The sequence below is a fragment of the Streptomyces sp. NPDC058326 genome, from assembly GCF_042879855.1.
GTDB lineage: Bacteria > Actinomycetota > Actinomycetes > Streptomycetales > Streptomycetaceae > Streptomyces.
The window spans coordinates 258,197-282,754 of record NZ_JBHVZO010000007.1; the positions used below are offsets into that span (position 1 = coordinate 258,197).

The following is a 24,558-nucleotide window of genomic DNA, read 5'->3' on the forward strand; positions in this document are numbered from 1 at the left end:
CCCCGCCCGCGAGAATGGCGGGGCCGTCTGCCGAGACGACGAGAACGGAGTGACGAACGATGTCAGGTCCCGTGACCCTCGACCGCCGCGAAGGACCGTACGGAGAGGTCGTGCTGCGCCGCCGGGCCGAGCACTACGAGATCATCGCCAACGGCACCTTCCTGATGGACACCTCCGACGGGCGCTCCGAGCGGCTCCTGATCGACGCGGCGCGGGACGCCCTGCCCGAGGAGGTCCGGGCCGGCGCGTCCGTCCTGGTCGGCGGTCTCGGCGTCGGTTTCTCCCTCGCGCACGCCGCCGAGGACCCCCTCTGGGGCCGGATCGCCGTCGCCGAGCGTGAGGAGGCGATCATCGAATGGCACCGGCAGGGGCCGCTCGCCGCGATCTCCGGGAGGGCGCTCGCCGACCCGAGGACGGTGATCCTGCACACGGACCTCGTGGAGTACCTCCACACCTCCACGGACACCTACGACGCCCTCTGTCTCGACATCGACAACGGCCCCGACTGGACGGTCACCGAGGGCAACGAATCCCTGTACGGAGCCGAGGGATTGGCCCTGTGCGCGGCCCGTCTGAACCCGGGCGGAGTGCTCGCCGTATGGTCCGCCCGGCCGTCCGCCGATTTCGAAGAGACATTGCGGAATGCCGGATTCAGCGGGGTACGGACGGAAGAGATCCCCGTTGCCCGGGGCGTCCCCGACGCGGTCCACCTCGCGGTGCGTCCCGGATAGCTCCTGGATAGCCGGGACGCCACCGGTACCTCTAGGCTGCTGAGCCGACATCGGCGACGCGAGGCGGGGCAATGGAGCAGACACACACCACTCACCACGGTGCGGCGGCCACTCCGGGGGCTCAGCGACGTGTCCTGGTGGTCGAGGACGACGCCACGATCGTGGAGGCGATCTCCGCGCGGCTGCGCGCAGAGGGCTTTCTCGTGCAGACCGCGACCGACGGTCCCGCGGCCGTGGAGGCGGCCGAGGCCTGGCAGCCGGACCTGATGGTCCTGGACGTCATGCTGCCCGGTTTCGACGGTCTGGAGGTGTGCCGCCGGGTCCAGGCCCAGCGCCCCGTCCCGGTCCTCATGCTGACCGCCCGCGACGACGAGACCGACATGCTGGTCGGCCTCGGCGTGGGCGCGGACGACTACATGACCAAGCCGTTCTCGATGCGGGAGCTGGCGGCCCGGGTGCATGTGCTGCTGCGCCGGGTGGAGCGGGCCGCGCTCGCGGCCGTCACCCCCCGCAGCGGCATCCTCCGCCTGGGCGAACTGGAGATCGACCACGCGCAGCGCCGGGTCCGGGTGCGCTCCGAGGACGTGCACCTGACGCCGACCGAGTTCGACCTGCTCGTCTGCCTGGCGGGCACCCCACGGGCGGTCCTCTCCCGCGAGCAGCTCCTCGCCGAGGTGTGGGACTGGGCGGACGCCTCGGGCACCCGGACCGTGGACAGTCACATCAAGGCGCTGCGCCGGAAGATCGGGGCCGAGCGCATCCGCACGGTCCACGGCGTCGGGTACGCGCTGGAGACCCCGGCGCTGTGAGCCGGCGGAGGCCCGGGCGACCGCAGGGGCAGCGGGAACGGGGTGAGCGCCAGGTGAGGCAGGGTGCGGCCGAGGCGCGCAGGCCGCGCCGGATCGTGATCTCGATCAAGACCAAGCTGGGCGCCCTGGTCGTCGGGGCGGTCCTGCTGACCTCCTGTCTGGCCCTGGTGGCGATCCGCACGTCCACGGAGTTCCGGTACATCACGATCTTCGCGATGATCGCGACCCTGCTGATCACCCAGTTCGTGGCCCAGTCCCTGACCGCGCCGCTCGACGAGATGACGACAGTGGCCGGGACGATCTCGCGCGGCGACTTCAGCCGCCGGGTGCGGGGCGCGGACCGGCGGGACGAGCTGGGCGACCTCGCCTCGACGATCAACCGCATGGCGGACGACCTGGAGGCCGTCGACCGGCACCGCAAGGAGCTGGTCGCCAATGTGTCGCACGAGCTGCGCACCCCGATCGCCGCGCTCAGGGCCGTACTGGAGAACGTCGTGGACGGGGTGTCCGAGCCGGATCCGGAGACCATGCGGTCGGCGCTCAAGCAGACCGAGCGCCTTGGCCGGCTGGTGGAGACGCTGCTGGATCTGTCACGTCTTGACAACGGTGTCGTCGCGCTGAGGGCGAGCCGCTTCGAGGTCTGGCCGTATCTGTCGGGGGTGCTGCGGGAGGCGAACCTGGCCGCCTCGCAGCGGGGCCTCTCGTCCACCTCCGGGCTCCACAACCGCACGGACGTGCATCTCCACCTGGACGTGTCGCCGCCCGAGCTGGTGGCGCACGCGGACGCGGAGCGGCTGCACCAGGTGATGGCGAACCTCATCGACAACGCGGTGAAGCACTCGCCGCCGCACGGCCGTGTCACTGTCCGGGCCCGGCGCGGCCCGTACCCGGACTCGCTCGAGCTGGTGGTCGAGGACGAGGGCCCCGGCATCCCGGAGTCGGAGCGGCACAAGGTCTTCGAGCGCTTCAACCGGGGCACGGCGCCGCTGCGGCAGGGACCGGGGAGCGACGGCGGCACGGGGCTGGGTCTCGCGATCGCCCGCTGGGCGGTGGATCTGCACGGCGGCGGGATCGGTGTGGCCGAATCCTCACGTGGCTGCCGCATCAGAGTCACTCTTCCGGGCAGCCGTCCCCCGACAGGTTGACGTAGGGTTCGAACCGGAAGAGCGCGTTCTGCGTGTACGTGAGCAAGACCTGCGTGCACGTGAGCGGGGTGCGATCAGGGGTGCGGCCGAAGCGGGCCGTGCCTGCGCTTTCCCGTACCCTCACACATGCGGAACCACGCTTGTTTCCCGCCATTCACGCCCCCGAAACACCTCGTCAAGTGTGACTTGCGCGACGTTGGAGCGCCCGGCCTGCACCTCTCGGCCGGACAGGCGTAGCCTTTATTTCCGCTGTCCATCACCTTGTGAAGCGGAAGAGGGCGGTTGCCGCCGTGTCGTCTCAGTCCCCCAGTACCCCGAGCTCCCCGACCGACCAAGACGGGCAGGGAAAGAACCCTGCGACCGCCTTCGGTGCCAATGAGTGGCTCGTCGACGAGATCTACCAGCAGTACCTCCAGGACCCGAATTCGGTCGATCGTGCCTGGTGGGACTTCTTCGCCGACTACAAGCCCGGAGCGTCGGAGACCCCGACCGCCCCGGCACCCACCACCCAGAGCGCGCCTGCCGCGCAGCAGGCGGGCCCCGCACAGGCCGCGCCTGCCGCTCCGGCGGCCGTTCCCGCTCCCGCGGCCGCTCCGGCCCCGGCTGCTCCGGCCCCGGCTCCCGTGAAGCCGGCCGCGGCTCCCGCCGCCCCGGCCGCCGCGAAGCCCGCCGCCGCCGCTCCGGCCGCCGTGAAGGCCGCCCCGGCCAAGCCCGCGGCCGCTCCGGCGACCGAGGCCCCCGCCGGCCCCGAGCTGATCACGCTGCGCGGCCCCGCCGCCGCGGTCGCGAAGAACATGAACGCCTCCCTGGAGGTGCCGACGGCCACGTCCGTCCGCGCCGTCCCGGTGAAGCTGCTCTTCGACAACCGGATCGTGATCAACAACCACCTGAAGCGCGCCCGGGGCGGGAAGATCTCCTTCACGCACCTCATCGGCTACGCGATGGTGCAGGCGATCAAGGCCATGCCGTCGATGAACTACTCCTTCGCGGAGAAGGACGGCAAGCCGACCCTGGTCAAGCCGGAGCACGTGAACTTCGGTCTCGCGATCGACCTGGTGAAGCCCAACGGCGACCGCCAGCTCGTCGTCGCGGGCATCAAGAAGGCCGAGACGCTCAACTTCTTCGAGTTCTGGCAGGCGTACGAGGACATCGTCAAGCGCGCCCGCGTGGGCAAGCTGACGATGGAGGACTTCACCGGCGTCACGGTCTCCCTGACCAACCCCGGCGGCCTCGGCACCGTCCACTCCGTGCCGCGTCTGATGCCCGGACAGTCGGTCATCATGGGCGTCGGCTCGATGGACTACCCGGCCGAGTTCCAGGGCACCTCCCAGGACACCCTGAACAAGCTGGGCATCTCGAAGGTCATGACCCTGACCTCGACGTACGACCACCGCGTCATCCAGGGCGCCGCCTCCGGCGAGTTCCTGCGCGTCGTCGCCAACTTCCTCCTCGGCGAGCAGGGTTTCTACGACGACATCTTCAAGGCGCTGCGCATCCCCTACGAGCCGGTCCGCTGGCTCAAGGACATCGACGCGTCGCACGACGACGACGTCACCAAGGCCGCGCGCGTCTTCGAGCTCATCCACTCCTACCGGGTCCGCGGCCACGTCATGGCCGACACCGACCCGCTGGAGTACAAGCAGCGCAAGCACCCCGACCTGGACATCACCGAGCACGGCCTCACCCTGTGGGACCTGGAGCGGGAGTTCGCGGTCGGCGGCTTCGCCGGCAAGTCGATGATGAAGCTGCGCGACATCCTCGGCGTGCTCCGCGACTCGTACTGCCGCACCACCGGCGTCGAGTTCATGCACATCCAGGACCCGAAGCAGCGCAAGTGGATCCAGGACCGCGTCGAGCGCCCGCACTCCCGTGTGGAGCGCGAGGAGCAGCTGCGGATCCTGCGCCGGCTGAACGCGGCGGAGGCCTTCGAGACCTTCCTGCAGACGAAGTACGTCGGCCAGAAGCGGTTCTCCCTGGAGGGCGGCGAGTCCGTCATCCCGCTGCTCGACGCGGTCATCGACTCAGCCGCCGAGTCGCGCCTCGACGAGGTCGTCATCGGCATGGCCCACCGCGGCCGGCTGAACGTCCTGGCGAACATCGTCGGCAAGTCGTACGCGCAGATCTTCCGCGAGTTCGAGGGCAACCTCGACCCGAAGTCGATGCACGGCTCCGGCGACGTCAAGTACCACCTGGGCGCCGAGGGCACGTTCACCGGTCTCGACGGCGAGCAGATCACGGTCTCCCTGGCCGCGAACCCCTCCCACCTGGAGGCGGTCGACCCGGTCCTGGAAGGCATCGTCCGCGCCAAGCAGGACGTCATCAACAAGGGCGGCACGGACTTCACCGTCCTCCCCGTCGCCCTGCACGGTGACGCGGCCTTCGCCGGCCAGGGTGTCGTCGCCGAGACGCTCAACATGTCGCAGCTGCGCGGCTACCGCACCGGCGGCACGGTCCACATCGTCATCAACAACCAGGTCGGCTTCACCGCCGCCCCGGAGTCCTCGCGTTCCTCGATGTACGCGACCGACGTGGCCCGCATGATCGAGGCGCCGATCTTCCACGTGAACGGCGACGACCCGGAGGCCGTGGTCCGCGTCGCGCGGCTCGCCTTCGAGTTCCGCCAGACGTTCAACAAGGACGTCGTGATCGACCTCATCTGCTACCGCCGCCGCGGTCACAACGAGGGCGACAACCCGCAGTTCACCAACCCGCAGATGTACAACCTGATCGACAAGAAGCGTTCGGTGCGCAAGCTGTACACCGAGTCGCTCATCGGTCGCGGTGACATCACCCTCGAAGAGGCGGAGCAGGCGCTCCAGGACTTCCAGGGGCAGCTGGAGAAGGTGTTCGCGGAGGTCCGCGAGGCCACCGCGGCCCCGGCCTCGGCGACCGTGCCGGACGCCAAGGCCGCCTTCCCGGTCGACGTCACCACCGCGGTCTCCCAGGAGGTCGTGAAGCGGATCGCCGAGTCGCAGGTCAGCATCCCGGAGCGGATCACGGTCCACCCGCGTCTGCTGCCGCAGATGCAGCGCCGTGCCGCCTCCATCGACGACGGCACCATCGACTGGGGCTTCGGCGAGACCCTCGCCATCGGCTCCCTCCTCATGGAGGGCACCCCGGTCCGCCTCTCGGGTCAGGATTCCCGCCGCGGCACCTTCGGCCAGCGTCACGCGGTGCTGGTGGACCAGGAGACCGGCGAGGACTACACCCCGCTGCTCTACCTGACCGACGACCAGGCCCACTACAACGTCTACGACTCGCTGCTCAGCGAGTACGCGGCGATGGGCTTCGAGTACGGCTACTCGCTGGCGCGTCCGGACTCCCTGGTCATCTGGGAGGCCCAGTTCGGTGACTTCGTCAACGGCGCGCAGACCGTCGTCGACGAGTTCATCTCCTCGGCCGAGCAGAAGTGGGGCCAGACCTCCGGCGTCACGCTGCTCCTGCCGCACGGCTACGAGGGCCAGGGCCCGGACCACTCGTCCGCGCGCCCGGAGCGCTTCCTCCAGATGTGCGCCCAGGACAACATGACGGTCGCCATGCCGACGCTGCCGTCGAACTACTTCCACCTGCTGCGCTGGCAGGTCCACAACCCGCACCACAAGCCGCTCATCGTCTTCACCCCGAAGTCGATGCTGCGTCTGAAGGCCGCGGCGTCCAAGGTGGAGGAGTTCACCACCGGCGGCTTCCGCCCGGTGATCGGCGACGTGACGGTGAACCCGGCCGACGTCCGCAAGGTCGTCTTCTGCGCCGGCAAGGTCTACTACGACCTGGAGGCCGAGCGTCAGAAGCGCGGGGACACGGAGACCGCGATCATCCGTCTGGAGCGTCTGTACCCGCTGCCGGGTGCCGAGCTCCAGGCCGAGATCGCCAAGTACCCGAACGCGGCGAAGTACATCTGGGCGCAGGAGGAGCCGGCGAACCAGGGTGCCTGGCCGTTCATCGCGCTCAACCTGATCGACCACCTGGACCTGGCGGTCGGCGCGGACATCCCGGCGGGCGAGCGCCTGCGCCGGATCTCGCGTCCGCACTCGTCCTCCCCGGCGGTCGGCTCGGCCAAGCGTCACCAGGCGGAGCAGCAGCAGCTGGTCAACGAGGTCTTCGACGCCTGATCAGCGACGTACGTGAGGAGGCCCGGCACCCTTTGGGGGGTGCCGGGCCTCCGGCGTTTCGCCGTGCCTCAGAGGTTGGCCTCGAAGTCCCAGTACGGGCGGTTGCGCTGGCGGGCCGAGAGGGTGTGCGGGTGCTGGGCGCCGAGCGTCCTGGTGAGGGTGAGCAGCGCGTCCTCCTCCAGCTTCCCGGCCTCGTCGGTCTCGCGGAGGCCGCGCAGGTCGGTGGCGAGCGCGACCTGGCAGGAGAGAGTCAGGGGGTGCTCGTTCCCGAGGGTGTGCCGGGCCCGGCGCAGGGTGTCGCGGCTGAGTTCGGCGGCTTCGACGACCCTGCCGTTGAAGTTGCGGGCGGCGGTGGTGTTGAGGGCGCAGCCGAGCACCCAGGGGTGGTCGGAGCCGAGGGTGGCGGTGAGTCCCGCGAGCGCGGACTCCAGCATGGTCAGGGCCGAGGCCCGTTCGCCGGAGGCCTGCATCACGAGGGCGGTGTTGGCGAGGACGCCGGTGGACACGGGGTGGGCGGGGCCGAGGAGGGCGCGGTAGCCGGCCTCCGCCTCGGTGATGAGTTCCCTCGCCAGGTCGAGGTCGCCGTGCTCACGGAGGAAGTTGGCGTAGTTGGTGACGGCCGAGAGCGTCACGTAGTGGTCGCGGCCGTAGGCCTGCTCCAGGTGGTCGAGGACGGAGGCCATCATCGAGCCGATGTCCTCCTTGAAGCCTCCCTCGCGGCGGCGGCAGAGCGCGAGCTGGCTCCGCGCGTACAGGGTGTGGAGGTGCTGCGGCCCGAGGATCTTCACGTGCAGCTTGACGTTGGCCTCCTGGCGGCCGAGCGCCTCGCGGTAGCGGCCGAGCAGCCGCAGGTCCTGGGCGACGGCGTTGTTGGAGTTGAGCGTGGAGGCGTGGTGGGGGCGCAGGACGCTCTCGCAGCGGGCGAGGGTGTCGGTGTCCTGTTCGTACGCCTCCTGGTAGCGGCCCCGCATGCGCAGCACGACACCGAGGTTGTGGCGGGCGACGAGGGTGAGGAACTGGGTCTCGCCGAGCAGGCCCCTGGCCTCGGCGAGGGCTTCCCGCTGGAGCTGCTCCGACTCCTTGTACTGGCCGAGGAAGCGCAGGTCGCGGGCGATGGAGATCTTGGTCTGGAGCTCGCCGAGCTGGTCGGTGCCCTCGGCGGCGGTCAGCCGCTCGCGCTGGGCGAGGTCGAGGTCGTACGCCTCCCGGAACCGGCCGTAGCGGCGCAGGATGTCGCCTTCCAGGGTGGTGAGTTCCTGCATGTGCGGGGCGAGCGGCTCCATGAAGGACGTCCACTCGTCGCGGATGCGCCCGGCGAGCCGGATGCCCGCCTTGTACTCGCCGCTGCGGTCGCAGAACCGCAGGCAGTTGAGGACGGCGACCTGGATGCGCGGGTCGGTGCTGCGGAGGGCGCCCGACGGTTCCAGGTGGGGCAGGAGTTCGGAGTAGCGGGGCCAGTGCCTGCTGTCCGTGGGGTTGCCGGGGTCGGCCTCGGCGAGCAGGGTGCGGACGGCCTTGCGGTGGGCGTCGCGGTGCTCGCCGTCGGTGAGCCGGGCGACGATGTCGTGCACCAGGCGGTGCATGTGGATCGACTCCTGGTGGGGGCCGACGTCGTCGGTGGTCATGGGGCCGCGGGTCTCGCGGGTGAGCACCGAGTAGTTGACGAGGGTGTCGAGCGCGCGCGTCCAGGCGGGCAGGTCGGTGGCCATCCAGCGGAGGTCCTCGGGCAGCTGCGCCTGCGGGTAGGCGCGGACGATGCCGAGCGGGATGCGGCCGGGGGCGAAGGAGGCGCACAGGCTGAGGATGTCGATGGCCTGCGGCTGGGCGCGGCGGAGCCGGTTGATCAGTATCGACCAGGAGGTGAGGGAGGCGTTGGGCATGCCGTCGCCGGCCGAGGGTTCGTCGACGGTGGAGAGCCGGCCGTCGCGGACCATGCGGAGGTATTCGGGGGCCTCCATGCCGGACTCGCCGAGCCAGGCGGCGGCCTGGACGAGCGGCAGGGGTACGTCGCCGAACTCGGCGGCGACCTCGTCGGCCTCGGCCGCGTTGATGTGCGGGGCGCGGCGCATCAGGTAGCCGGTGGACTCGGACCGGTCGAAGCCGGGGATCTCCAGGACGTCGGTGTGTTCCCGCCAGCCTCGGTTGCGGGAGGTGATGAGGACGTGGCCGGGGCCCTGGGGGAGCATGACGTCGATGCCGTCGGTGTCGTCCCAGCCGTCGAAGACGACGAGCCAGCGGGTGTGCGGGTCGCCGCGGCGCAGGGCCTCCCGGACGGCGCGGATGCGTTCGCCGGGTTCACTGCCGGTGGGCAGGGTGAGTTCGACGGCGAGTTCGCCGAAGCGGTCACGCTGGATGTTGCGGTCGTCGGAGTTGACCCACCAGATGACGTCGTAGTCGGGGCTGAAGCGGTGGGCGTACTCGGCGGCGATCTGGGTCTTGCCGATGCCGGACATGCCGAGCAGGGTGCACGCGGCGTTGCCGCGTTCGGCGTCCATGAGCCGTTCCTGGAGCTCGGTGAGGAGGTCGTCCCGGCCGGTGAAGCGGGGGTTGCGGCGGGGGACGTCGCCCCAGATCTCGGGCGGGGTGTCGGGGTAGCGGGCCAGGGCGCCCGCCGGGATGCGGCGGCCCGCGTTCCTGCGGGGTTCGATCGCGAGCCGGCTGAGGAGCCGGGCCTCGGCCTCCTCCTCGCCGACGCCCCAGAGGCTGACAGGTTCGAGGACGGCCGTGGAGGGGAGCAGGGTGCGGTTGGTGAGGTTGACGGCGGCGAACCGTTCGGCGTGGGCGGCGACGAAGCCGCGGAGGACGTCGTTCCATTCGCCGGCCGGCCGGGGGCCGAGTTCGAAGAACCAGTCGTTGAGGACGAGGAGGACCTGTCCGCGCGCGAGGAGCAGGTCGCCGAGGGAGTCCTCGAGAGGGACCTCGCGGGGCGGGTCCCAGCGCTGGAGGGTGGCGCGTACGCCGTGCGCTTCGAGGCGCTGGTTGATCCAGGCCGCCCAGGGCCGGTGGTATCCGGGGAAGACCACCAGGACGTGTTCGGGCGCGGCCCTGCCCCCGTGGCTCTCCGCGCCTCCGCCCGACCGCTGTTCCGCCATCTGTACGTCTCCCGTCCCGCTCACGCGCAACGCAGTGTCATGTGCCGTGGGCACAGTGTTACCCACCGGCCCTGGGGCTCGCGCCGAGGCTCGCATGGAGCTGCCTCATTTGCCGGGCGAACTCCCGCCCCTCATTGGTCAGTTCATCGGATTCAAGCAGCATCGCAAGGGCTTCGCCCACCTGATCGTGGACATGGTCGAACTGCTGCACGGCCCGGGTACTCCATGCTCCGGGCACCCCGGGGGCGTCCCTCGCCCTCCGCCACAGATCGGCCAACGCCAGGTGGGCGTACGCCCCTTGGAAGACTCCGGCGACCGGACGCGCGTCGGTGCGCCAGCCGACCCGGTACACCGCGGCCCGGCCGGGGCGGTAGAGCGGGACGAGTTCGTGGAGGGTGGAGAGCTTGCTGTGGTGCAGCTCGTGGACGAGCGTCTCCGCCATGTCGAAGGCGCCGGCCGACGGCGTCATGAGGACGGCTCCGGGGGCGACGCTCAGGGTGGCGCCGACGGAGCGTGGTCCCTGCGGGAGCAGCGGTACGAGCGCGCCGACGGTCCGCCCGACCTCCGCCGCCCGCTCCCGGTCGGTCCGCCGCAGCAGTTCGCGGGCGGCGCGCCAGTGCCCGGACCAGGTGGCGTGGTCGATGTCGGGACGCTCTGCCGCCATCCGGGCCGGGGTCCCGACCCCGCCGGGCGGCACCCGGTACGGGTCCAGGTCCTCCAGGCGGGCCGCTCCGCCGGACAATCCACGCAGGCCGCGCCAGCCGGGGCCGCTGCCGGTCACGGCGCCGGTGCGGGCATCGGCGAGCCTGAGCAGCGCCGCCGGGGCCCCCGGGGTGCCGTCGGCATGGACCCGTACGACCTGGGAGCGTGAGGTCAGCCGGACCGGTCCCGCGGCCAGCAGGACGCTCCCGGCACCCGGCAGCGAGAGCACCCCGCCGGGGGCGTGGACGACGAGGTCGACAGGGCGGCCGGCCCGGAGGGCGGCGGTGGCGGCGACCAGTCCCAGGCGGGTCAGGTGCCGGTCGAGGGCGGGTCCCACGGGCTCGGTGAGGGCGGCCGCGAGCCAGGCCCCGGTGGTCGGGTAGTCGAGGACGGTACGGACGGCTCGGGGTGCGGCGCGCTCCGTCCGTTCGAGGAGGCGCCAGGCGGTCTCGAAGCCCCGGAGGGTCTCGGGAGCGACCTCGTCGCGATGGCGCAGGACCCGTACGAGGAGGGCTTTGAGCAGCAGCAGCCGGCGGGCGTGCGCCCCTGACCGCAGGAAGGACGCGCCGGCCGGAGCGGGCCGGGTCGCCGCGAGCGCGGCGAAGGCCGCGGGCCGCGGCGGCGGGGCGATCACTCCCGGCTCCGGGCCGCGACCGGGGGCGTGCGTCCGGTGGATACGGCCGGAAACGAGTGGTCGGCCCGTGTGCGGTGCGCGGCCCGCCGGGCGGTTCGGGGCGCTCGTACGTCAGTCGACGAAGGCGTCCTCGGGCCAGGAGACGACCAGATCCGAGGGGTGGCGCAGTACTCTCTCGACCGCCGCGCCGAGGACGGCGTCGTCCGTGACGCGCAAGGTCCGCAGATCAACGGCCGCGAGATCGGGCAGATGCGGAGACCTGCCGGCCCTCCGGCCGGCACCGGTCGCCCACTCCGTACGCTCGAACACTCTCGGCTCCTCCTCACCGACGCTGTCCCCCACGGTCGTAGCGGCGCAGCGGTTCTTCCCGACGCCGGGAGACCGGAAACCCATTCGATTCAACTGCGCCCATTCACGCCCCCGTTATCCAGCCGATCGTCGGCAGCTCATCCGGTGGTACCGCTCCAGGTCCACCAGGGTGGTGCGATCCTGCGCCGGTCCTCGCTGGAGAGCCTCCCGTGGCCTTCTCCCGCCGCTCCTTCCACCTCCCTCAGCAAGGCCCTGGTCCGCTCCACGTCCGCCCAGTCCACCTCCACGAGCCGCCCGGTCAGCCGCCGCCACTGCTCGGTGGCGGCGAGCAGCGCGGCCCTGGCCCGGCCCGGTCGGCCCATCAGCCACAGGACGGCTCCCTGGGCGTGCGCCGCGCGGGCGCCGGTGACCGTTCCCGGAGTGTCGCCGTCGGCGGTACGGGACTCCTCGCCGGCGTTGCGGTAGGCGGTGAGCGCGTCACCGATGAGCCCGTCCCGCGCCGTCTCGGCCAGTTCGAGCCGCACCCGGCCCAGTTGCAGCCACACTTCGGCCCGGGCCGCCGGGTCGTCGGTGCCCCGGAGGGCCTGTTCGAGCAGATGGCGGCTCTCGAAGAGGTCGGGCAGGAACCCGGCGCGGTGGAAGCGGAGGGCGAGGACGCTGCCGATCAGTGTCCGGGCGCGGGCCCGTTCGGGCGCCCCGGCGGGCAGCCGGGTGAAGGCCTCCCGCAGGACGCCTTCGGCCCGGTCGACGGGGGCCGTGCCGGTGCCGGCCGCGGCGCGCCGCAGCAGCGACCCGCCCCAGGTGAGCAGCAGCGGGCCGCGCTGCGCGCTGTCGGCGGGGGCGAGCAGGGTGGCCTCCTCGTACGCGGCGTCGGCGGCGGCCCCGTCACCCTCCGTGTCGTACAGCCGGGCGCGCGCGGTGATGAAACGCAGCCGCAGGGCGCGGCCGTCACCGAGGAGGGGTTCGGCGCGGTCGAGCACGGGGCCGACCCTGGCCGGGTCCGCCTCGGCGAGGCGGAGGGCGTCGGCGAGGTCGAGGAGGGCGGCGGCGCTCTCGTGGAGGGTGAGGGCCGCGGTGAGCTCCCCGGCCGCCGCCTCTCCGTCGCCGCGGGCGAGGAGCAGGCGGCCACGGCGGAGGTGGAGGGTGTGGCGGGCGGTCTCGGGCCACCGGTCGGCGTCCTCGGCGAGGGCGGTGAGGGCCGCGTCGAGATGGCCGGTCTCGTCGGTCTCGCGCCACAGCGCGTGGTGGACGACGGCGAGTTCGAGCCGGGCGTCGGCCCAGGCCTCGTCGCCGGCCGGGGCGAGTTCACCGGCCCGTACGAGGGTGTCGGCGGCCTGGCCGAGGAGCTCCGGGCGGCGGCCGTTGCGCCGGGCGGCGGCGGTGCCCGCCTCGGCGTACAGCGCGCGGGCGAGGACGATCCGGGCCTCGACGGGTTCGGCGGGGAGCGCCGCCTCGGCGCGCTCGCGGGCGCCGGCGAGGAGGGCCGGGTCGGACTGGCCGCGTCCCTGCGCGAGAAGGCGGCGGGCTTCGGTGAGCGGGTCGGGGGTGATGAGGTCGGGGTGGTAGAAGCGGAGGACGCGCGCGGGGATGCGGGCGAAGAGTTCGGTCTCGGCGCCGTCGGGACCGAGGGGTTCGTCGGTCTCGTAGGTCGCGTCCTCGGCCCTGTCGGTCCTGTGGGACCCGTGGGTCTGGTGGGTCTCGTGGCGTGCTTCGCCGGGGCCCCTGGTGGCGCCCCGGCCGGGCTCGGTCCCGGTCCCCGCGAGCCGGGCGGCGGCGAGCGCCGGGAAGTTCCGCATGCCCTGGCCGAAATTGCGCTCCACGTAGGCGGAGCAGTGTTTGAGGACGAGGGCGGCGGCGCTGGGGTCGAGCGAGCCGAGGAAGTGCTGCTGGATGCCGGGCGGATAGCTGAAGCAGGGGTACGGGGTGGGTCCTGGCAGCCGTCGCAGGAGCCCGCTGAGCAGGACCTCGGCCAGCTCCATGGGCCCGGTGTCGGGCAGCATGGCGCGCTGGACGAGCTGCATGACGGGCAGCGTCAGGGGGGCCGCCGCGAGGTGGACGGCGAGGCGGAGCGCGCCGGGTGAGGCTCCCGCCCGGAAGGCGCGCAGGAGCTCGTCGTCGCCCCGGGGCGCGCGGGGCGTGCGGGACGCGCGCGGCTCCGCCGGCGCGGGGCCGAGCCAGGCGGCCCAGCCGCGTACGGCGTTGCCGCCGTGCCCGGTGTGGAGCCGGGTCCAGGAGGCGAAGGCCTCGGGGGTCGGGGTGAGCACGGGGACGGCGCGGCGGCCGGGGGCCCGGGGTCCCCAGGGTTCGTCGTCGGAGCGGAAGACGGTGTGGCCGCCGGGCGTCGCGGAACGCTGGAAGGTGCCGGGTTCGACGGGGAGCGCGGTACGGGGCCAGAGCCGGGGCGGCAGGGGCTGGACGAGGGCGAGCGGCGAGTGGCGGGGCCACTGGCGGAGGAAGCGCTGGGCGGCGCCGCGCTGCCAGAGGGGTCCGACGCAGTCGCTGACGACGAGGGTGAGGCGGCGACCGGTGGGGTCGTGCAGCTGGTCGACGGGGCGCAGCCGGGGCCGGCCGTCGGCGCCGGAGGTGGTGGTGACGAGCGGGGGGCCTTCCCCGGTGTCGTACAGACGGTGGACCTGGACGTCCCGGAAGGCGCCGGACTGCTGGCAGGCCTGGCGGAGTTCCTCGACCATCCGGCTCCAGACGACCATGGCGGGGCCCGTGTCCATGAGGAGCTGGATGTCGGGGCGGCGTCCGGCCGCGGGGCGAAGGACGGGGGTGAGGATGCCGGCGGCGGCGCTGCGTTCGGCCGTGGCCTCCTCGTCGAGGGTGCCCTCGCCGGGGCGGTGCGGTGCGAGGGCGTAGCCGCGCAGGGGGCGGAGGGCCTTCTGGAGGCTCAGGAGGCCGGGCAGGGCGTTGGCGCCGGGGGCGCGGACGGGCAGGGTGGCGCCCCGCTCCGTGCGCCCTGTTCCGCCGCCTGGTCCGCCGTCCGGTCCGGCGGCTCCGCGCGTTCCGATGACCATGTGCAGGGAGACGGACTCGTGGGCGCCGGGCCCCGGCGGCCCGCCCGCCGCTCCTTCCGCTCCCCCGCCGTCACGCCCGACGCCGTTCCGGCTCGGGTCCGGGTGCCCGTCCGACCGGCGCGGACCCGCGGAGGCGTCCCCGGCCGTCTCCGCCGGCCGGTCGCTCTCCGGGCTCCGCGGTCCTTCCCGCCCGCGTGGAGCGGGGCCGGGGAGCCACTGGGCCAGCCAGAGCGCGTCGGCGACGTCCTCGGCGGTGGGGTCCTGGCCGCCGTCCCGCAGTCTGCGGGTGAGCTCTTCCAGATGCATCCGGTGCATCCGACCGTCACCTCGGCTGATCGAGCGGTTGCATGAGCATGTCGGCGATGCGTTCCCTGGTGACTCGTTCGGCGCGGGAGGCGTGCTGGGTCAGGTAGAGGGCGTTGAGCAGCTGGTCGGTGGCGATCACCTCGCCGGGCTCGCGGTTGAGGAAGCGCTGGACGAGGCCCTGTTCCCCGTCGCCCGCGGCGGCCTCGGTCCCGAGGTGGGCCTCGATCATGGCGCGGAGCTGCTCCTCGCCCGGCGGTTCGAGCTCCAGGCGGATGCAGCGGCGCAACAGGGCGGCGGGGAAGTCCCGTTCGCCGTTGGAGGTGAGCACGATGAAGGGGAAGGTGGTGCAGCGGACCCGGCCGCCGAACACGCGCACCTTGCGGCCGTCGTCGCTGAGCACCTCGACGACGGGCTCCCGGTCGGCGAGCCGTTCCAGCTCGGGGATGGCGAACTCGCCCTCCTCCAGGGCGTTCAGGAGGTCGTTCGGCAGGTCGAGGTCACTCTTGTCCAGCTCGTCGATGAGCAGCACCCGGGGCTGCTCGGAGGGGAGCAGCGCGGTGCCGAGCGGTCCGAGCCGGATGTACGAGCCGATGCCGGCCGGGGCCGCGGCGGCGGAGCCGGGCGATCCGGCCTGGGCGCGCTCCAGCTGGACGTCCTGGAGCCGGCCGATGGCGTCGTACCGGTAGAGCCCGTCCTGGAGGGTCGTACGGCTGACGATCGGCCAGCGCAGCACCCGGCCGAGGCGCAGTTCGTGGGCGACGGCGTGCGCGAGGGTGGACTTGCCGGTGCCGGGGTTGCCGGTGACGAGGAGCGGGCGGCGCAGGTACAGGGCGGCGTTGACGGCGTCCGTCTCGGCGGGCCGGGGGTGGTGGTTCTGGACGAGTCTGCGCTTGACGCCGAGCCGCCGGTCGGAGCCGGCCAGGGTGTCGTCCGCGCTGCCCGTCGAGAAGTCGCGCCAGGGCGGCGGGGCGGGCAGCCGCTGTATCTCGTCGTGCGGAAGACCGGCACCACGGTAGATCCGCCAATCGTTCACGATGGACTCCTCCTGGCTGTGGTGTCGATGCCGGGTCCGTCGACGGTACCGCCCGGGGGCGGGGCCTGCCGATGGCGTAACCGGACGGATCGCGGCGGCGTCGTCCCGGTGGCCGCTCCGGTCACTGCTCCCCCTCCCCGAGCAGGGGCGGGGCCTCCAGGCGCCCGCCGTGCGGCGGCCGGTCGGGCGGGTCGAGGAGGACCGCGATGCCCTCGGCCCATGCGTACGCGGCCCGCGCCTCGGGCCCGGCCGCCGGGTCCGTGGCGCGGGTGCGCAGGGAGCGGACGGGGGCGCGTACGTCCCAGGCGGTGAGGGCGGCGGCGAGCAGCCGGTCGGCCCGTTCGTGGAACTCCGCGCAGTCGGTGTGGTCGTGGGCGCCGGTACGCCAGAGGGCGAGCGGATGGCCCGCGGCGAGGGCCGCGTTCATCGCCATGAGCCCGTCGCCGCTCCCCACCTGGCCGCAGTACACGGGGACGGCGCCGGCCTCGGCCTCGCGGAGCCGGTCGTACGTCTCCGCCCAGGTCTCCCGGCGTACGCGCGGGGTGTGGGCGTCCGGACCGGCGCCCGCCACCTCGGCGCGCAGGGGGGTGGCGCGGAGCGGGCCGCGCTCGCCCGCCTCCCAGCGCTCGCGCCATTCGGGGGCCGGTTCCCGGTCGTGGCGGCGGGCGTCGCGGATGACGACGATCCTGCGCTGGCCGAGCGTGGTCGCCCAGGCGTCGTGGGGGCCCTGCGGGGGTTCGAGCCGCCAGGTGTCGAGGGGTTCGTCGAAGAGCTCGCGCGGCAGCACCGCCTCCACGGCGGCCAGGTGCGGCCCGCTGTCGCCGCGCCGCAGGGCGTCCGCGAGCGGTTCGCGGAGGGTCTCCCTGAGACGGGCCCGCTCGACGCCCCGGTCGTCGCAGTGGAGCGGGCTGACGGTGTGTCCGTCGAGGAGGAGCTTGACCCGCCAGGGGTAACGCCGGTCGTAGCGGGGGGTGTCGATCTCCAGGAGAACGTCGGCACGCGCGCGAGGTTCGCGTACGGAGAGCGGCGCGGGCCTGCCCGGGGTGACGAGCCGGTCGATCTCGCGCCGGAGGTGCCGGTCGGCGTCGCCCGACTCGTCGACGATCCAGCGGGTGAGCGCAGCGGTGTCGGCCCGGTCGCCGTACCGTCCGCCGACGTGCCGGACGACATGGGCCGCGTACAGGAGCACCGCGTCCAGGTCGAGGTCGCGGACGCCGTCCCTGCGGGGCGCCCGCAGTCCGCGCAGGAGCCCGGCGCCCTCGCTCCAGGTGCGCGGGTCGTCCTCCAGTGCGTCCGGCAGGTCGTCGTCCCTGATCCAGGCCTTGACCTGGTCGATCAGGTCCATGATCTCGCCGGGCGCGGTGGGCGCGGGCAGTTCGGCGAAGTGCCCGTACAGCTGGGTGCGCAGGCCGGGGCTGACGCCCTGGGCGCCGGCCAGTTTCCGCTGGGTGCGGGTCCAGTCGGGCCGGTCGTCGAGCGAGCGGTAGCGGGCCAGGTGGTACCGGTCGTGGGCGCGCAGCGCCTCGCCCATGGCCTCGCCGCCGGGGAGGTCGTGCAGCCCGCGCAGGGCGGTGACGGGGACGACCGCCCCGCCGTCGCGCCCACGGCCCTTGTTGAGGCCGACGACGGCGCCCTGCTGGTGATCGACGACAGGCCCGCCGGAGCAGCCCTCGACAGGCATGACCCAGTCGGTGATGAGAGCTTTCCCGTCGCTGCCGATCAGGGTGCCGTGGACGTGCCGGACGCCGAGCTCGCCGGTCTCCCGTGACCAGCCGTGGAGTCCGACGGCGGTCGGCGGGACGGGCGGGCGCTCGCTGAGGCGCACGCAGGACGCCTTCTGCGCTCCGGACACCCTGATGAGCGCGAGGTCGGGGAAGGCCCACCGGTCCGGCGGGTCGTCGGGCCGGTCGGGGCGCGGCAGCGCGAGCACGACGGTGCCGGTGGTCTCCCGGGTGGTCTTGCCGTCCTCCCAGGTGACGCCGACGGCAGGCTCGCTCCTCCACACCGCGCTTCCCCCCTCGGCCACGACATGGGCGCAGGTCAGCACCCAGCCGGGGGCGATGAAGAAGCCGGTGCCCCAGTACCGGTCGCCGTGCGGGTCATACCCGCAGCCGGGGGCGGCGATGCGTACGAGCGCGGGGCGCACGAGAGCGTCGAAGGCGCTCATGCGCGCTCATCGGCCACCGGGCGCGCTTGGGGGGCTCTGTGGGGTGTGTCCTGGGCCTGGGCGGGGACAGGGGCGGGGGCGGTATCGGTCGCGGGCGCCGGTGTCGGCGCCGGGTCCGCCGCAGGGGCCGTCGCGGGGTCCGTCGCCGGGTCCGTCGCGGGTATGGGGCCCGGTTCGGTCCAGGTGAGGGAGACGTTCACCGAGGCCTTGCCCGAGCCGTCCGCGAGGACCCCGATGACCTTGCCGGACTGCGCCGACAGTTCGATGCCGAAGCTGACCGCGACCTCCACGGAACCCTGCGGGTCGAGTCCGGCGCGCAGCGAGCCGACCACCCCGCGCACCACGTCCGTGAGCCCGCCGGCCATCGAGACCACCCGGTCCCTGACGCCGGTGTCCTGGAACCCGCCGCCCCTGCCGAGTTCCTGCACGTCACTGACCCGGGCCCACACGGGCGTGCCGTCGTCCAGCCGAATTCGAGCGATCCCGTGTGTCACAGCGCCCCCGCTCCCCGAAACGATGATGAGGAAGGCTAGTCGGTGGGACTGACGGGCGACAGGGGACGGGAGAGGTACGGCCTATCCTGATCGCATGTACTTCACCGACCGTGGCATCGAGGAACTGGAGAAGCGGCGAGGCGAGGAGGAGGTCACCTTCGAGTGGCTCGCCGAGCAGCTGCGGACGTTCGTCGATCTCAACCCCGACTTCGAGGTGCCGGTCGAGCGCCTCGCGACCTGGCTGGCCCGTCTGGACGACGACGAGGACGACGAGGAGTAGAGCGCACCCGCGCGGGGCCGGGATCCTTCCACGCGCGCGCGTGATCGAGTGCTCCCGGACGCGCGCGTGTGCTCCTGCTTAACGCGCGCGTGGGCGATGTCGCTCCCGGATCCGCGCGTGGACGACGTGCTCCCGGACGCGCGCGTAGGCGACGTTTCCGCCCCCGCGCCCGGAGAGCCTCCCGCAGCCGGTCGCGTTCAGGCCCCCCCCGTAGCCGATCGCGTTCAGGCCCCCCGTAGCCGGTCGCAGGCGAGACCGAGCACGCCGTACGCGACGAGCAGTGCCCCGGCCGTCGCCCAGCCGCCGTTGCGCCGGCCGATGCCCCGGAGCAGGAGCGGCAGACCCACCGCGAGTTGGACCCCGCCCAGCACCCGCGCCGTGGAGCCGTCCGGTACGCGTACGGCGGGGCCGCGCGCGTACGGCCCGAGGGGGCCGCCCTCCGCCGCGTCGGGTTCGGCGCGGTCGGCATCCTGCCGGCCGGACCGTTCGAACTGCTCGGCGTCCTGGGCGAGGGCGACGGAGCGGAGCCGGTCGGCGCTCTCGCCGGGGAGGAGCCCGGTCGGCAGGGCGAGTCCGGCGCGGGCGAGGACGGCGACGATCCCGACGAGCCGGCTCCGGGCGTCGGCGTCCCGGTCGGGCACGGTGAGCGGCTCCAGGGCCTGGAGGTCCAGGACGGGGTCGAGGGCGAGCCGGGCGGCGAAGGTACGCATGGCCTCGTCCTCCCCGACGGGCGTGCCGTCCGCGAGCCAGGTGTAGCCGACCGCACGGCGGAAGCCGGCGGCGAGCGTGAGGCCGGCCCCGTCCCTGTCCCACCAGAGCGCGACGACGGGCCAGGTGGCGGCCGAGACGGCGAGGGCGGTGGCCCAGCCGGTGACGACCTGTTCGACGGCCTCCCCGCCGGGGAGCCAGGGCTTGCCCTCCGGTACGAGGACGCTCCAGCCGTCGCCCGCGGGGGCGAGGAGCAGCCGTTCGCCGAGCAGTCGGGCCGGTCGCCGGACCGCCGGGGGATCGGCACGGCAGAGCAGCAGCGCCCCGGCGGCGCTCGGTCCGGATGTCGCGTTCATGGGCTCACGCTAGGCCAATTTGTCCGCATACGACGGAGATTGCACACCCTGTCAGGGGAGAGTCAGGGTTGACTTCACTTGGCCGCGATATATCGTGTGTATCGCAAGACGCGATATGTTGCGTTGCCGAAACGGGAGGTCAGCACCATGACAGAGTGGTCCGTCACCGAGCCGACGAAGCTGGCGCCGGCCGACCCCGTGACCCGCCTGCAGATCCGCGTCGTCAACGGCACGGTGAACGTGGTGGGGACGGACGAGAGTTCCGCCCGGGTGGAGATCACCGAGATCGAGGGCCCGCCGCTGACCGTGAAGCAGGACGGCTCCGCCCTGATCGTGGGCTACGACGACCTGCAGTGGAAGAACATCCTCAAGTGGCTCGACCGCAAGGAGTACCGGCGCCGGGTCGTCGTCTCCGTCGCCGTCCCCGCGGGCATCGACGTCGAGGTGGGAGTGGTCGGCGCCGAGGCCGTCGTCACCGGCATCCGGGGGCGTACGGAGGTGCGCGGCGTCACGGGTGACACCACCCTCCTCGGGCTCTCCGGACCGGTCCGCGCCGAGAGCGTCTCGGGGAGCCTGGAGGCCCAGTCGGTCACGGGCGCCCTGCGGGTCAACTCCGTGACGGGGGACGTGACGGTGATCGAGGGCGCGGGGGCCTCCGTGCGGGCGGAGACGGTCAGTGGCGACATGGTCATCGACCTCGACACCGCCGGCCTCGAAGGGCCGCCCGCCGACATCCGGCTCTCCAGCGTCTCCGGCGAGGTCGCCATCAGACTCCCGCACCCGGCCGACGCCCGGGTCGAGGCGAGCACCACGAGCGGCTCCGTGTCGAACGCCTTCGAGGACCTGCGCGTGGGCGGCCAGTGGGGCGCCAAGTCCGTGACCGGCACCCTGGGTGCGGGCCGGGGCACCCTCAAGGCGACCACCGTCTCCGGCTCCATCGCCCTGCTCCGGCGCCCCGAGCCGGACGGGGACACCGACTCCACCCCCTCCCCCGCCCCCTCCGCGACCGGAAAGGTGCTCTGACATGCCGCCCGTCTTCGCGCACGGCCGCCTCCGTCTCTATCTGCTCAAGCTGCTCGACGAGGCCCCGCGCCACGGCTATGAGGTGATCCGTCTCCTGGAGGAGCGCTTCCAGGGGCTCTACGCGCCCTCCGCGGGCACGGTCTACCCGCGGCTCGCCAAGCTGGAGGCCGAGGGCCTCGTCACCCACGCCAGTGAGGGTGGCCGGAAGGTGTACTCGATCACCGACGCGGGCCGCGCCGAGCTGGCCGGGCGCGGCGCCGAACTGGACGACCTGGAGCGGGAGATCCGCGAGTCGGTGTCGGAGCTGGCGGCGGAGATCCGCGACGACGTCCGCGGCGCGGCCGGCCGGGTGCGCAGCGAGATGCGCGCGGCGGCGGGCCGGACCAGAGCGGCGGAGTCCTCCTCGTTCGCCGACGCCAAGGAGGAGCTGCGCCGGGTCGGTCAGGAGTGGAAGGAGCAGGCCCGTCAGGCCCGCGCCGAGGCGAAGTCCGCCCGCCACCAGGCCAGGGAGTTCCAGCGAATCGCCCAGCAGGTGCAGGAGGAGGTCCAGGACCGGTTCTCGCGGGGCGACTGGCCGAAGGGGGTCTGGGAGGGCCTCTCGGGCATCACGGCCCAGCTCGGCGACCTGGTGACGGGCACGACGCACCCGAAGGCCGCCGGCCAGGAGCCGCCGTTCACGACCGCCCCGGCCGGCGAGGCGCCGGAATGGGCGCGGGACACGGCGGGTTCGGGCGACCCGGCCCGTGACCTCGACCGGCTTCTCGACCGCTTCCGCGACGAGATCCGCGACGCGGCCCGCGACCACGGGGTGAGCCAGGACCAACTGGCCGAGGCCCGCGACCAGTTGTCCACGGCGGCGATCCGCATCACGGGCCTGCTGCGGTCACGGCCCAGAGCGTAGGAGGACGGTCGGGCGAGGCCCGCCGGGTCACGCCCGGCAGACCCGCCCACCCCGCCCCGCCCCCAGGCGGCGCCGGGTCTCAGCCCCGGGTGACGGTGACCGTCACCCGGGCGCCGGGAGCGGCGAGGATCCAGGCCTTGCCCGTGGTCTTGCGGAGCACCAGCGCCCCGCCCCCGGCCTTCACGCGCCAGGTGCCGGCCGGCAGGGAGAGCTCGGTGACGCGGGGGCCGCGCCGCCCGGCGGAGTCGTACGACAGGCGATAGGTCCCGGTCGCCTGGTCGTAGACGGCGGAGCGGACCGTGCCGGCGACCGCCTCCGCGTACGGCTCAGCGGTCAGCTCCTTGTTCGTCCGGAAGGTCCCGGCGCCGTCCACGGCGCAGTAGCCGCCGCCGTAGCACCAGACGTATCCGGCCCAGCCGGAGCCGTAGCGGCCGAGGGAGGCCATCGCCTCGCGGTAGAAGCGGTTCATGTTCGGCAGGGAGTTGTTGAGCGGCCCCCACTCGCCCACCACCACGGGCACCTTGTACTCCTTGGGGTACAGGGTGACGGCCTGCTCGTAGCTCTCGATCCAGCCGGCGGCGGGGTCGTAGTCGGCTCCCGCCTCCATGCCGGTGTTGTAGAAGTGCGGCGCGTAGACGATCTTCGGGTCGTCGATCCGTCCGAGCCCGGTGGGCACGCCCTCGCCCACGATCGGGGTCGGCTCGACGAAGATCCAGGTGGACGGGTCGACCGACCGGACGGCGTCCGCGAGGCGGTTGTACAAGGGGGTGAGCTGGTCCCGCTCGATGCGCCGGGCCGCCGTGGCCAGGTCCTCGCCCTCCCTGAGCTCACCCATCGGCTCGTTGATCAGGTCGTAGCCGATGACGGCCGGGTGGTCCTCGAAGCGGTCGGCGAGCACCCGCCACATGCGGGCCTGGGCGAGCCGCAGGTCCTCGTCCCCGTAGAGGTGGCTGAAGGCCCGCTGGACGGCGGGTTCGAAGTACTCGGAGAACCAGTCGTCCGGGCGCGGGGTGAAGGGCAGTCCGTCGGTCCTGGTCGCCCAGGCGGGCACGCCGCGGTGGCCGAAGGCGGGCCCGAAGACGTCCTGGTGGGCGTCGATGAGGACCTTGACGTCGTGCTTCTCGGCCCAGTCCAGGATCCGTTCGATCTTCCGCAGGTAGCCCTGGCTGTACTGACCGGGCCGGGGCTCCAGGTCGTCCCAGAAGACGAGGAGGCGGGCGAAGTTGAACCCTCTGGCCCGCATGTCGCGGAAGTGCCGCTCGGTGATCGCGGAGAGGGCGGCGTCACCGCGGTTCACCTTGTCCTCGACGTTCCAGCCGCGGAGGGTGAGGACGCGGCCGTGTTCGTCGGTGAGAGCGGGTATCCGGTCACCGCCGGGGCTCTCGGCGCGGGCGACACCGGTCGGGGCGAGCAGCGCGGCGACGACGGCGCCCGCGGCAAGGGTCGTTCGCGATGTTCTCGACGTTCGCAACAAGGAGGACCTCCGGCACGAGGATGTGAGAGATGTTCACGTTTCGCGTGCCGGAGATCCCATCAGCATCATGACGAGTCATCAAGGGGTCGTCAGGAAGTCCCGAGAAAGCTTCGGGGAGTCGGGAGGTCACCAGGAAGTCGTCAGGAGGCCTTGGAAGGTCTGAGGAGGTCTTCAGGAGGTCTTCAGGAGGTCTTCAGGACGATCTTCCCGAAGAGTTCGCCGGAGGCCATCCGTTCGAAGCCCTCCCGCGCCCGGTCGAGCGGCAGGACCTCGTCGACGACCGGCCGGACGCCCGTCGCCGCGCAGAAGGACAGCAGGTCCTCCAGCTCGTCCTTGGAGCCCATGGTCGAACCGACCACCTTCAGCTCCAGGAAGAAGATCCGGGTCAGCTCGGCGTGCGCGGGCCGGTCACCGCTCGTGGCGCCCGAGATGACGAGGGTGCCGCCCGGCCGCAGCGACTTGACCGAGTGGGACCAGGTGGCGGCACCGACGGTCTCGATGACCGCGTCCACCCGCTGCGGGAGCCGCGCGCCCGGCTCGTAGGCCTCGACGGCCCCGAGCTCGACGGCCCGCTTGCGCTTCGCCTCGTCGCGGCTGGTGGCGAAGACCCGCAGGCCGGCCGCCTCGCCGAGGGCGATCGCCGCGGTGGCGACTCCGCCGCCCGCGCCCTGGACGAGCACCGAGTCCCCGGGCCGTACCCCGGCGTTGGTGAAGAGCATCCGGTACGCGGTCAGCCAGGCCGTGGGCAGGCAGGCAGCCTCCTCGAAGGAGAGCTCCTTCGGCTTGGGCAGCACGTTCCAGCGGGGCACGGTCACCCGCTCGGCGAACGTGCCCTGGTAGCGCTCGGTGAGGATGGACCGGGGCTCGTCGGGCCCGACGCCGTGACCCGTCTGGCCGATCACGGAGTGCAGGACGACCTCGTTGCCGTCCTCGTCGATGCCGGCGGCGTCGCAGCCGAGGATCATCGGCAGCTTCTCCTCGGGCAGCCCGACCCCGCGCAGCGACCACAGATCGTGGTGGTTGAGCGAGGCGGCCTTGACGGTGACGGTGGTCCAGCCGGGCCGCGCCTCGGGTTCGGGGCGTTCGCCCAATTCGAGGCCGTTCAGGGGCTGGTCGCGGTCGATTCGGGCAGCGTAGGCAGCGAACATGGCCCCGACCCTAGGCCGCCACGGACAGCGAGGGGAACCACACCCCGGTGTGACCCGCGTCGCCCAGGGGCCCGCCCCCGACCTGCCCCGCAGCACGCGAGAGGCCCAGGCCCGCCG

17 protein-coding genes are annotated in these 24,558 nt (G+C 73.0%); 7 read left to right on the forward strand and 10 right to left on the reverse strand.

Features of this window, described 5'->3' with window-relative positions; translation table 11 throughout:
• The first annotated feature begins 59 nt into the window (after positions 1-59).
• The 4 genes from ACFVYX_RS16430 to ACFVYX_RS16445 all read left to right on the forward strand — a co-directional run bounded on the left by ACFVYX_RS16430 (position 60) and on the right by ACFVYX_RS16445 (position 6,794).
• Positions 60-731, forward strand: coding sequence for a spermidine synthase (locus tag ACFVYX_RS16430; protein WP_389682041.1), 672 nt, complete (start codon positions 60-62; stop codon positions 729-731).
• Positions 732-802: 71 nt separating this feature from the next.
• The gene (locus tag ACFVYX_RS16435; protein WP_384115393.1) at positions 803-1,540 is read left to right on the forward strand and encodes a response regulator transcription factor; all 738 of its coding nucleotides are present in this window, start codon (positions 803-805) and stop codon (positions 1,538-1,540) included.
• Positions 1,541-1,593: 53 nt separating this feature from the next.
• A complete protein-coding gene (locus tag ACFVYX_RS16440) occupies positions 1,594-2,685 on the forward strand; it encodes an ATP-binding protein (protein WP_389682042.1) in 1,092 nt (363 codons plus the stop codon).
• A 290-nt stretch (positions 2,686-2,975) separates the two neighbouring features.
• Positions 2,976-6,794 (forward strand): multifunctional oxoglutarate decarboxylase/oxoglutarate dehydrogenase thiamine pyrophosphate-binding subunit/dihydrolipoyllysine-residue succinyltransferase subunit, encoded by a 3,819-nt coding sequence (locus ACFVYX_RS16445; RefSeq protein WP_389682043.1) that lies wholly within the window; start codon positions 2,976-2,978, stop codon positions 6,792-6,794.
• A gap of 68 nt (positions 6,795-6,862) precedes the next feature.
• Here ACFVYX_RS16445 and fxsT read toward each other — a convergent pair whose 3' ends face one another.
• From fxsT to ACFVYX_RS16480, 7 genes are all read right to left on the reverse strand, one after another.
• Positions 6,863-9,886 carry an FxSxx-COOH system tetratricopeptide repeat protein gene (fxsT, locus tag ACFVYX_RS16450; protein ID WP_389682044.1) on the reverse strand — a complete coding sequence of 1,008 codons (3,024 nt, stop codon included), beginning with the start codon at positions 9,884-9,886 and terminating at the stop codon, positions 6,863-6,865.
• A gap of 58 nt (positions 9,887-9,944) precedes the next feature.
• The gene (locus ACFVYX_RS16455) at positions 9,945-11,222 is read right to left on the reverse strand and encodes an HEXXH motif domain-containing protein (protein WP_389682045.1); all 1,278 of its coding nucleotides are present in this window, start codon (positions 11,220-11,222) and stop codon (positions 9,945-9,947) included.
• 111 nt (positions 11,223-11,333) lie between these two features.
• Positions 11,334-11,531: a hypothetical protein gene (locus tag ACFVYX_RS16460; protein WP_389682046.1), complete on the reverse strand. Its 198-nt coding sequence runs from the start codon at positions 11,529-11,531 to the stop codon at positions 11,334-11,336.
• A 137-nt stretch (positions 11,532-11,668) separates the two neighbouring features.
• Positions 11,669-14,866 (reverse strand): SAV_2336 N-terminal domain-related protein, encoded by a 3,198-nt coding sequence (locus tag ACFVYX_RS16465; protein ID WP_389682047.1) that lies wholly within the window; start codon positions 14,864-14,866, stop codon positions 11,669-11,671.
• Positions 14,867-14,873: 7 nt separating this feature from the next.
• Positions 14,874-15,890 (reverse strand): AAA family ATPase, encoded by a 1,017-nt coding sequence (locus ACFVYX_RS16470; RefSeq protein ID WP_389682048.1) that lies wholly within the window; start codon positions 15,888-15,890, stop codon positions 14,874-14,876.
• Positions 15,891-16,011: 121 nt separating this feature from the next.
• A complete protein-coding gene (locus ACFVYX_RS16475; RefSeq protein ID WP_389682049.1) occupies positions 16,012-18,057 on the reverse strand; it encodes a trypsin-like peptidase domain-containing protein in 2,046 nt (681 codons plus the stop codon).
• A complete protein-coding gene (locus tag ACFVYX_RS16480) occupies positions 18,054-18,551 on the reverse strand; it encodes a CU044_2847 family protein (RefSeq protein ID WP_389682050.1) in 498 nt (165 codons plus the stop codon). The genes ACFVYX_RS16475 and ACFVYX_RS16480 overlap by 4 nt, the downstream gene beginning before the upstream one ends.
• A gap of 94 nt (positions 18,552-18,645) precedes the next feature.
• Between ACFVYX_RS16480 and ACFVYX_RS16485 the strand changes: the two genes are divergently transcribed.
• On the forward strand, positions 18,646-18,831 hold the full coding sequence (locus tag ACFVYX_RS16485; protein ID WP_030207192.1) for a DUF6104 family protein: 186 nt from the start codon (positions 18,646-18,648) through the stop codon (positions 18,829-18,831).
• 224 nt (positions 18,832-19,055) lie between these two features.
• Here ACFVYX_RS16485 and ACFVYX_RS16490 read toward each other — a convergent pair whose 3' ends face one another.
• Positions 19,056-19,895 (reverse strand): hypothetical protein, encoded by an 840-nt coding sequence (locus ACFVYX_RS16490; protein ID WP_389682051.1) that lies wholly within the window; start codon positions 19,893-19,895, stop codon positions 19,056-19,058.
• 147 nt (positions 19,896-20,042) lie between these two features.
• Here ACFVYX_RS16490 and ACFVYX_RS16495 point away from each other — a divergent pair, with 147 nt between their 5' ends.
• The gene (locus ACFVYX_RS16495) at positions 20,043-20,918 is read left to right on the forward strand and encodes a DUF4097 domain-containing protein (RefSeq protein ID WP_389682052.1); all 876 of its coding nucleotides are present in this window, start codon (positions 20,043-20,045) and stop codon (positions 20,916-20,918) included.
• A 1-nt stretch (position 20,919) separates the two neighbouring features.
• Positions 20,920-21,819 carry a PadR family transcriptional regulator gene (locus ACFVYX_RS16500; protein WP_389682053.1) on the forward strand — a complete coding sequence of 300 codons (900 nt, stop codon included), beginning with the start codon at positions 20,920-20,922 and terminating at the stop codon, positions 21,817-21,819.
• A gap of 79 nt (positions 21,820-21,898) precedes the next feature.
• Here the strand turns inward: ACFVYX_RS16500 and ACFVYX_RS16505 are convergent, their stop codons facing one another.
• Complete coding sequence (locus tag ACFVYX_RS16505) at positions 21,899-23,233, reverse strand: cellulase family glycosylhydrolase (protein WP_389682102.1); 1,335 nt, start codon at positions 23,231-23,233, stop codon at positions 21,899-21,901.
• 242 nt (positions 23,234-23,475) lie between these two features.
• Positions 23,476-24,441: a zinc-binding dehydrogenase gene (locus ACFVYX_RS16510; protein WP_389682054.1), complete on the reverse strand. Its 966-nt coding sequence runs from the start codon at positions 24,439-24,441 to the stop codon at positions 23,476-23,478.
• Positions 24,442-24,558: the final 117 nt, after the last annotated feature.

Bases quoted from the DNA above. Each gene is read 5' to 3' on its own strand.
- ACFVYX_RS16430 (WP_389682041.1), top strand. From the start codon at position 60: ATGTCAGGTCCCGTGACCCTCGACCGCCGCGAAGGACCGTACGGAGAG.
- ACFVYX_RS16435 (WP_384115393.1), top strand. From the start codon at position 803: ATGGAGCAGACACACACCACTCACCACGGTGCGGCGGCCACTCCGGGG.
- fxsT (WP_389682044.1), bottom strand. From the start codon at position 9,886: ATGGCGGAACAGCGGTCGGGCGGAGGCGCGGAGAGCCACGGGGGCAGG.
- ACFVYX_RS16465 (WP_389682047.1), bottom strand. From the start codon at position 14,866: ATGCACCGGATGCATCTGGAAGAGCTCACCCGCAGACTGCGGGACGGC.
- ACFVYX_RS16475 (WP_389682049.1), bottom strand. From the start codon at position 18,057: ATGAGCGCCTTCGACGCTCTCGTGCGCCCCGCGCTCGTACGCATCGCC.
- ACFVYX_RS16485 (WP_030207192.1), top strand. From the start codon at position 18,646: ATGTACTTCACCGACCGTGGCATCGAGGAACTGGAGAAGCGGCGAGGC.
- ACFVYX_RS16490 (WP_389682051.1), bottom strand. From the start codon at position 19,895: ATGAACGCGACATCCGGACCGAGCGCCGCCGGGGCGCTGCTGCTCTGC.
- ACFVYX_RS16495 (WP_389682052.1), top strand. From the start codon at position 20,043: ATGACAGAGTGGTCCGTCACCGAGCCGACGAAGCTGGCGCCGGCCGAC.
- ACFVYX_RS16500 (WP_389682053.1), top strand. From the start codon at position 20,920: ATGCCGCCCGTCTTCGCGCACGGCCGCCTCCGTCTCTATCTGCTCAAG.
- ACFVYX_RS16510 (WP_389682054.1), bottom strand. From the start codon at position 24,441: ATGTTCGCTGCCTACGCTGCCCGAATCGACCGCGACCAGCCCCTGAAC.